The organism is Streptomyces sp. NPDC032472 (assembly GCF_040636955.1).
In the GTDB taxonomy this organism is placed as follows: Bacteria; Actinomycetota; Actinomycetes; order Streptomycetales; family Streptomycetaceae; genus Streptomyces.
On sequence record NZ_JBEZVK010000151.1, the window covers coordinates 1 to 6,625 of the forward strand.

At 71.8% G+C, this 6,625-nt stretch carries 7 protein-coding genes; 1 reads left to right on the plus strand and 6 read right to left on the minus strand.

Annotated features, from left to right (window positions below):
* Nucleotides 1-45 precede the first annotated feature (45 nt).
* The 5 genes from AB0F11_RS37180 to AB0F11_RS37200 form a co-directional block, all read right to left on the minus strand.
* Complete coding sequence (locus AB0F11_RS37180; protein ID WP_362184042.1) at nt 46-513, minus strand: hypothetical protein; 468 nt, start codon at nt 511-513, stop codon at nt 46-48.
* 132 nt (nt 514-645) lie between these two features.
* On the minus strand, nt 646-1,530 hold the full coding sequence (locus tag AB0F11_RS37185) for an aldo/keto reductase (protein WP_362184044.1): 885 nt from the start codon (nt 1,528-1,530) through the stop codon (nt 646-648).
* A gap of 33 nt (nt 1,531-1,563) precedes the next feature.
* Nucleotides 1,564-2,502, minus strand: coding sequence for an NAD-dependent epimerase/dehydratase family protein (locus AB0F11_RS37190; protein ID WP_362184047.1), 939 nt, complete (start codon nt 2,500-2,502; stop codon nt 1,564-1,566).
* A 96-nt stretch (nt 2,503-2,598) separates the two neighbouring features.
* Nucleotides 2,599-3,306 carry a hypothetical protein gene (locus AB0F11_RS37195; RefSeq protein ID WP_362184050.1) on the minus strand — a complete coding sequence of 236 codons (708 nt, stop codon included), beginning with the start codon at nt 3,304-3,306 and terminating at the stop codon, nt 2,599-2,601.
* 75 nt (nt 3,307-3,381) lie between these two features.
* Nucleotides 3,382-3,990 (minus strand): TIGR03086 family metal-binding protein, encoded by a 609-nt coding sequence (locus tag AB0F11_RS37200; RefSeq protein ID WP_362184053.1) that lies wholly within the window; start codon nt 3,988-3,990, stop codon nt 3,382-3,384.
* Between the two features lie 286 nt (nt 3,991-4,276).
* Here AB0F11_RS37200 and AB0F11_RS37205 point away from each other — a divergent pair, with 286 nt between their 5' ends.
* Nucleotides 4,277-5,683 carry an amidohydrolase family protein gene (locus tag AB0F11_RS37205; RefSeq protein ID WP_362184056.1) on the plus strand — a complete coding sequence of 469 codons (1,407 nt, stop codon included), beginning with the start codon at nt 4,277-4,279 and terminating at the stop codon, nt 5,681-5,683.
* 11 nt (nt 5,684-5,694) lie between these two features.
* On the opposite strand, the gene AB0F11_RS37210 is transcribed toward AB0F11_RS37205, so the two are convergent.
* Nucleotides 5,695-6,594, minus strand: a complete 900-nt coding sequence (locus AB0F11_RS37210) for a helix-turn-helix transcriptional regulator (RefSeq protein ID WP_362184059.1) — start codon at nt 6,592-6,594, stop codon at nt 5,695-5,697.
* Nucleotides 6,595-6,625 lie beyond the last annotated feature (31 nt).

A 6,625-nucleotide genomic window follows, 5' to 3' on the forward strand; every position in this document is an offset into this window, starting at 1 on the left:
GGAGGCACAGCCCCCACTCACTGCCCGCGCAGGCGGCGGGCGTGGTCAGCAGGCGACGGTGACCTCGTGGGCAACAGGCCGGGGCGACCAGGGGAAGGAGGCCACGCCGAAGGTGCCGCGGACCGTCGAGCCGCAGGGGACGGTGCTCACCAGGCCGCGTACCTCGAGCGTCGTCGAGGTGAAGATGACCGGCCTGTCCTGAGTGACGGGCGAGGCGCCACCCACGACCCCGGCGGACAGCGTCGTGGACAGCTCCTTCGGCAGAGGCATCGGGCTGCCGGGCGAGGGGGGTCCGGCGAGGCTGACGCGGCCGTAGAACTCCACCACGTTGCCGGTGACGTCCGCGCACAGCCGGGTGGACAGGCCCGCCTGGAGACCCGAGTTGCCGCAGGTGGTGACGGTCTGGGTGGTGGCGGCGGCCGGCGTGGCGGCGGCCGGCGTGGCGGCGGCCGGGGCGGCCGTCAGAGCGGTCAGGCCTGCAACGCCGAGCGCGATACGGGGTAAGCGGTTCATCTGGGCTCTCCTCGTTCCGGGAGCGCGCGCCCGGAGACCAGGCGCCGCCTTACGTCATGTGATATTTCACATGACACAAGAAGGCAAGATGATCACAATCTGAACTCCTCTTACCCCCCGGTGAACAGCGAGTCAGCGCGGCGGTTCGTGGTTGAGCAGCGTCAGCTCTGCCTCGGTCAGGTCGAGTTGTGCAGCGCCGGCCGAGGCGGTGATGGAGGCCGGGCGGCTGGCTCCAGGCACCGGGATCACGGCCGGCGAGCGGGCGAGCAGCCAAGCCAGCGCGATCTGCTGCGGGCTGACGCCTCGTTCGGCCGCGACGCGGTGGAACGCGGTGCCCCTGGAGGTCGGGCCGGAAGGCCCGTCGAGGGAACTGCGGGAGATGCCGCCAAGCGGGCTCCAGGGGAGGAACGCCAGGCCCAGTTCCGTGCTCAGCTGCAGTTGCGGCTCGCTGTTGCGGACGGCGGGCGAGTACTGGTTCTGCACGGAGACGAGCCCGTCGCCGAGGATGGCGTGTGCCCGGCGGATCTGGGCGGTGGTGACGTTGGAGATGCCGGCGGCCCGGATCGTGCCGGCGTCGAGCAGTTCGCGCAGGGCGCCCACGGACTCCTCCCAGGGGACGGCCGGGTCGGGCTTGTGGAGTTGATAGAGGCCGATCGCGTCGACGCCCAGCCGCTTGGCGGAGGCTTCGGCAGCGCGTTTGAGGTGTTCCGGGGCGCCGTTGACGGTCCAGCTGCCGTCGCCGGGGCGGCCGCGGCCGCCCTTGGTGGCGATCAGGACCCCGGAGGTGTCGCCCCCGTAGCGGGCCAGGGCGCGGGCGATCAGCAGCTCGTTGTGGCCCGTCTCGCCGGCGTGCCAGTGGTAGCTGTCGGCGGTGTCGATGAGGGTGACGCCGGCGTCGAGGGCAGCGTGGACGGTGGCCAGGGCCCGGCTCTCGTCCGGGCGGTGCTCGATGGACAGCGGCATGGCTCCCAGGCCGATGGCGCTGACGGTGGTGTCTGCGATGGTGCGGTACTGCACGGCGGTTCTCTTTCGTTGCGTTCCGTACGTCGCTTACGCGGCGGTGGCCGCGGATGCGGCGAGGGCTTCGGCCACGGCGCCGGGCAGCCAGTCGAGGGTGCGGGAGAAGGCGAATCCCAGTTCCCTCGCGCGGGTGTTGCTCATGGCGTAGTGGCGGTCGAAGGAGAACGGCGATGCCGTCTCCCCCGCGGCGACCACTCGGTAGACGGGCTCCCGGCCGATCTCTGCGGCGACGGTCGCGGCAAGGGCCCGTACGTCAAGCGGACCGTCGGAGCAGGCGTTGAGCGGACCGCTGAAGTCGGCGCCGGCAGCCCACAGCAGCAGGTCCGCCAGCTCCTCGTGGTGGATGAACACCGTGGGCAGCGCCTTCGCGTGCACAGCGATCTCTTCGCCCCGGCGGATGTGCTCGGTGTAGTGCGCCAGCCGGCCGGTGAACTCCTGCGCCCCGCCGCCGAGCACGTGCGCGCTGCGCACCGCGGCGAACGCGAAGCCGCCGGCGCGGGTGAAGACGGCCTCGGCCTGGCGCTTGCCCTCGGCGTAGTGCGCCTCCAGGTACGCCGTGTCCTGCCAGGGCAGGTCCATGGCCACCGGCCAGCCGGCCGGGTCCACGTTCTGCTCCGGCACCGGGGTGCCCGCCGGAACGGTCGGCAGCGCGGCCGTCGCCGGGTCGTAGACCTCGATCGTGGAGGTCATGACGTAGCGGCGGGTGCGGCCGGCGAAGGCGCGGGCGGCGATCGCGGCCTGGACGGGGGTGTAGCAGACCTGATCGACCACCACGTCGAAGGTGCGGACCCCCAACGCGGTGACCAGAGCGGCCTCGTCGTCGCGGTCGACGACGAGGTGCTCGACACCGGCGGGCGGCGGGGTGGAGCCGCGGTTGATCACAGTGACCTGGTGGCCGGCGCCCAGCAGGCGCTCGACCAGGAGCTTTCCGAAGTACCGGCTTCCGCCGATGACACAGATCCTTTTCATGCACCCCACCCTGTACGCCGATCGCCATCAGCAGAAGTGGCGGCTTACTGGATACGCGTTAAGGAAAACTGTTGACTGGTTGACCGCGTGTGGCCGTCAGCCGTAGGGGTGGCCCTGGGGGTGGTGGCCGGGGTGGTGGGGTGCGTAGCCCTGTGGCTGGCCCTGCCAGGGCTGGTGCATCGGTGTGGCGTGCCCGGGCTGCTGATAGGGCGTCGGGGCCGGGCGGGAGCGGCGCAGCAGCGTGTCGAAGCGGTCGTACAGGTCGCGGGCCTTGTCGGCCGGGGGAACGTAGGCAGTGACGGACCCGTCGGTGCGCTGGACCGTGATCACGACGGCGCCGCGGGGGTCCGTTTGGTGCCACACGCCGGCGAGGGCGGCGCCGGGTACCCAGCCGGACTCGGTCTCCGGGCCGCCACCGCCCCACCGGCGCTTTACGGCCCGCCGGTAGCTCGGAATCAGCAGTGCAGGAAGTGTCACCACGACGAACAGGAAGAACACGACGCTCGAGACCACTCCGGCGGTCCAGTGCAGCAGGGCGAGGAGCGCCCCGTAGCACACAGCGGCGATGAACACCCACAGGCAGGCCGTGATGGCGGCGTCCGGCGCCCCGATCTTCCGGAGCAGGCTGAAGAGGCCGATCGATGCGAGCAGCACCAGTGCGGTGACGCATCCGGCTTCTTCGCCGAAGAGTTTGTCGGCGAGGCTGTCACGGTGCCCGTCCGGTCCGGCGACGTAGCCGTGGTCGTGGAACCGGAGGGTTGTCGGTCCTCCTGGCGTGGCTGTCACGCCGTTGATCTCGTACATGACGATCACGCTAGCGTTGACGTGCACCCGTCGAAAAATCGTCCCCTCGGTTCGGGGCCCCGGGTGCCGGCTGCGTCACCCTCCGGGCGACGTGAGCGGTGTCCAGCCCGGCTCGCGCCCGCTCAGTCCGACGGCCCGGTCCAGCAGCGGGGCGTGGTCCGGTACGGGCACGACGGGGCCGAAGATGCCCCCGCCGCGGCTCTCGTCCTCGGCGGCCGCCAGCAGGAACGCGTGCGAGGCGTGCAGCGCAGCCGGATCGGGTGCGTAGCCCTGGCCGGTGGCCCGGGCGAGGTCCCAGCCGTGGATGACCAGTTCGTCGACGGCGACCATTCCCGCGACGTCACCGGGCAGGTCCACGCCGCCCGCACGGGTCATGCCGGTCCAGGCGGCCGGATCCCGCCAGGCTTCGGCCAGTTCTCCGAGGACCCGGGGCAGCTCCTCGCGCCAGGAGGCCGGCAGGGAGGGCGCGGCCGCACCGGGGGCCGTGTCCGTCGTGGGGCCCAGGTCCTTGCGTGCTGCGTCGCGGAAGGCGACGGCGAGGTGGGCGAGGTGGCCCAGCAGGCCGCTCACCGCGTATTCGGGGCAGGGCGTCCGGTCGGCGAGCCGGGCGTCCGGTACGCGGGCCACGAGACGGGCCACGATCCCGGCTTGCGGTCCGAGGTCGAGAGTCGCCGTATCGGTCATGTGCCGCTCCCTCCGGGACGATGGTTCTGCAGGGTAGACCGCCGGCGCAGGCCGTGGTCGACGCAACGCGGTACCGGCGCCCGTGCACCACACGGTGAGCCCGGTGCGCTGTGCCTGGGTGTACTGCGGCCTGGTTGCCGCTGCCGGCCGGGCGGACGCTGGAGGGCATCACCCGGCATCACCGGGCATCACCGGGCATCACCCGGCATCGCCCGGCCTCACCCGGGCACCGCCCACCCACCCCGCACAGGCCACACCGCCCTGGCATGACGAACTGGACCTCCCGTTGACCGTCTCCGACCACACCAGCGCCGACCTGCTCGAACAGCTCCGCCGCCGCTCCGCCGACCCCGAGCGGCGCATCCTGTTCGCCGGCGCGACCATCGTCACCATGGACCCCGCCCACGGCATCCTCCACGGAGCCGATCTGCTGATCGAGGGCGACACGATCGCCGCAATCGGCCGTGGGCTGAGCCGGGACGGCGCGGTGGTCGTCGACGCCGCCGGTGCCGTCCTCACGCCGGGCTTCGTCGACACCCACCGGCACGCCTGGCAGACGCAGTTGCGCCGGATCATGCCGGACGTCGACGACCTCGGCGCCTATGTGATGTCCACCCTCGCCGGCTACGCCCCGGTCTACCGACCGAAGGACATGTACGTCGGAACGAAGCTGGCCGCCCTGACGGCGATCGACAGCGGCATCACGTGCATGCTCGACTTCTCCCACAACTCCCGTACCCCCGAACACTCCGACGCCGCCATCCAGGCCCTCGTCGACACCGGCGTTCGCGGCGTGCACGCCTCCATGGGCCCGCACTTCGGGCCGTGGGACAAGCAGTGGCCCGGCGACCTGGCCCGCCTCAAGGAGGAGTACTTCGCCGGCCAGGACCAACTGCTGACCCTGCGCCTGGCCGCCCTGGCGACCGACGAGATCGCCGGGCCCGCCCTCGCCTACGGCCCCGAACTCGCCCGCGTCGCACAGGACCTGGGCCTTGGCGTGAGTGTCGACGCCGTCTTCGGTGCTTCCTCCTCCCGGGCCGTCCTGGAATGGGAGGAGGACGGCCTCCTCGGCCCCGAGCTCACCCTCGTCCATGCCACAGGCCTGACCCCGGAGGCGTGGAAGGCGATCGGGGAGAGCGGCACGACCATCTCGCTGGCCCCGACCTCGGACGCCCAGATCGGCCTGGAGACCGCGGTCCCCGCGATCGACGAGGCCCTCGCGGTCGGGGTCCGCCCCGGCCTGAGCATCGACGTCGAGGTGGCTCTGGTCAGCGACATGTTCACGCAGATGCGGACCCTGCACGCCATCCAGCGGATGCGCGCGGTCAACGGCGTCCACGGCACCGGCCGGCAGCCGGCGCGCATCACCACCTATGACGTCCTGGACTTCGCCACCCTCCAGGGTGCCCGGACCAACGGCCTGGCCGATGTCACCGGCTCGCTCACTCCGGGCAAGAAGGCCGACCTCCTGGTCATGCAGGCCGAGGACCTCAACAACATGCCGCTCAACGACGCGGTCGGCACCGTCGTCCTGGGCTCCGATGCCCGCAACATCAGCGCCGTCCTCATCAACGGCGAGCCCCGTAAGTGGAACGGCCAGGTCCTCGATGTCGACCTGTCCGCCCTGCGCGACGAAATCCACGCCTCCCGGGAGTACGTACTCGGCGCTCCTGCCGCATTGAATGAATCCTGAGCCGCCGCTTCTCAGGACGCCGAGGCGGACGCGTGGGGCCAGGGCTCCGCGGAGGGCCTGCGGAGCCGGGCGGCGTGGAGGCTGCCGAGCAGGGACAGTGCCCGAGAGCTGGGGCTTCCCGGTTCGGCGTGGTAGACCACCAGTTGCTGTCCCGAGGCTCCGCGGACGTCGAAGGCCTGGAAAGTGAGGGCGAGGGGCCCGACGTCCGGGTGCAGGAACCCCTTGTCGTCCCGGGTCTTCCCGTGGACGGTGTACGAGGACCACAGTGCGGCGAACTCCTCGCTCGCCCCCGCCAGGAAGCCGACGAGCTCGCGCAGGCGCCGATAGGACGGGTCGAGGCCCGAGGCATGGCGCAGTTCGGCCACGACCGCCTCGGCTGCCCGGTCCCAGTCGGTGAAGAATCGCCGGGCGGCCGGGTCGAGGAAGAGCATGCGGGCGAGATTGTCCACGTTCCCGAACGGCGAGAACAGTGCCTGGGCCAGAGCATTCGCCGCCAGCACGTCGGTGGCCGGGTTCAGGACGAACGCCGCGGCGTTCGGGTATCCGTCCAGCAGTTGCCGCAGCCCACGGCTGACCGCTTCCTCCGGCTGCGGCCGCGGCCGCTGACGCTCCGGCGCGGCGCCCGCCAGCCGGCCCGCCAGCCGGCCCGCCAGCCGGAACATGTGCTCCCGGGCGTCGTCGTCCATCCGCAGCGCGCCGCTGATCGCCTCCAGGATCTGCGGTGAAGGGCCGCGTTCACGGCCTTGTTCGAGGCGGGCGTAGTAGTCGGTGTTCATCCCGGCCAGGGCTGCGACCTCCTCCCGCCGCAGCCCTGCCACGCGGCGCGTGCCGTGGGAGGGGAGCCCGATCTCGTCGGGGCTCAGGCGGGCGCGGTGGACGCGCAGGAAGTCTCCGAGATCGTTGCCGGTCATCCGTTCAGGCTAGGTGGCGGCCCGGTGGCGT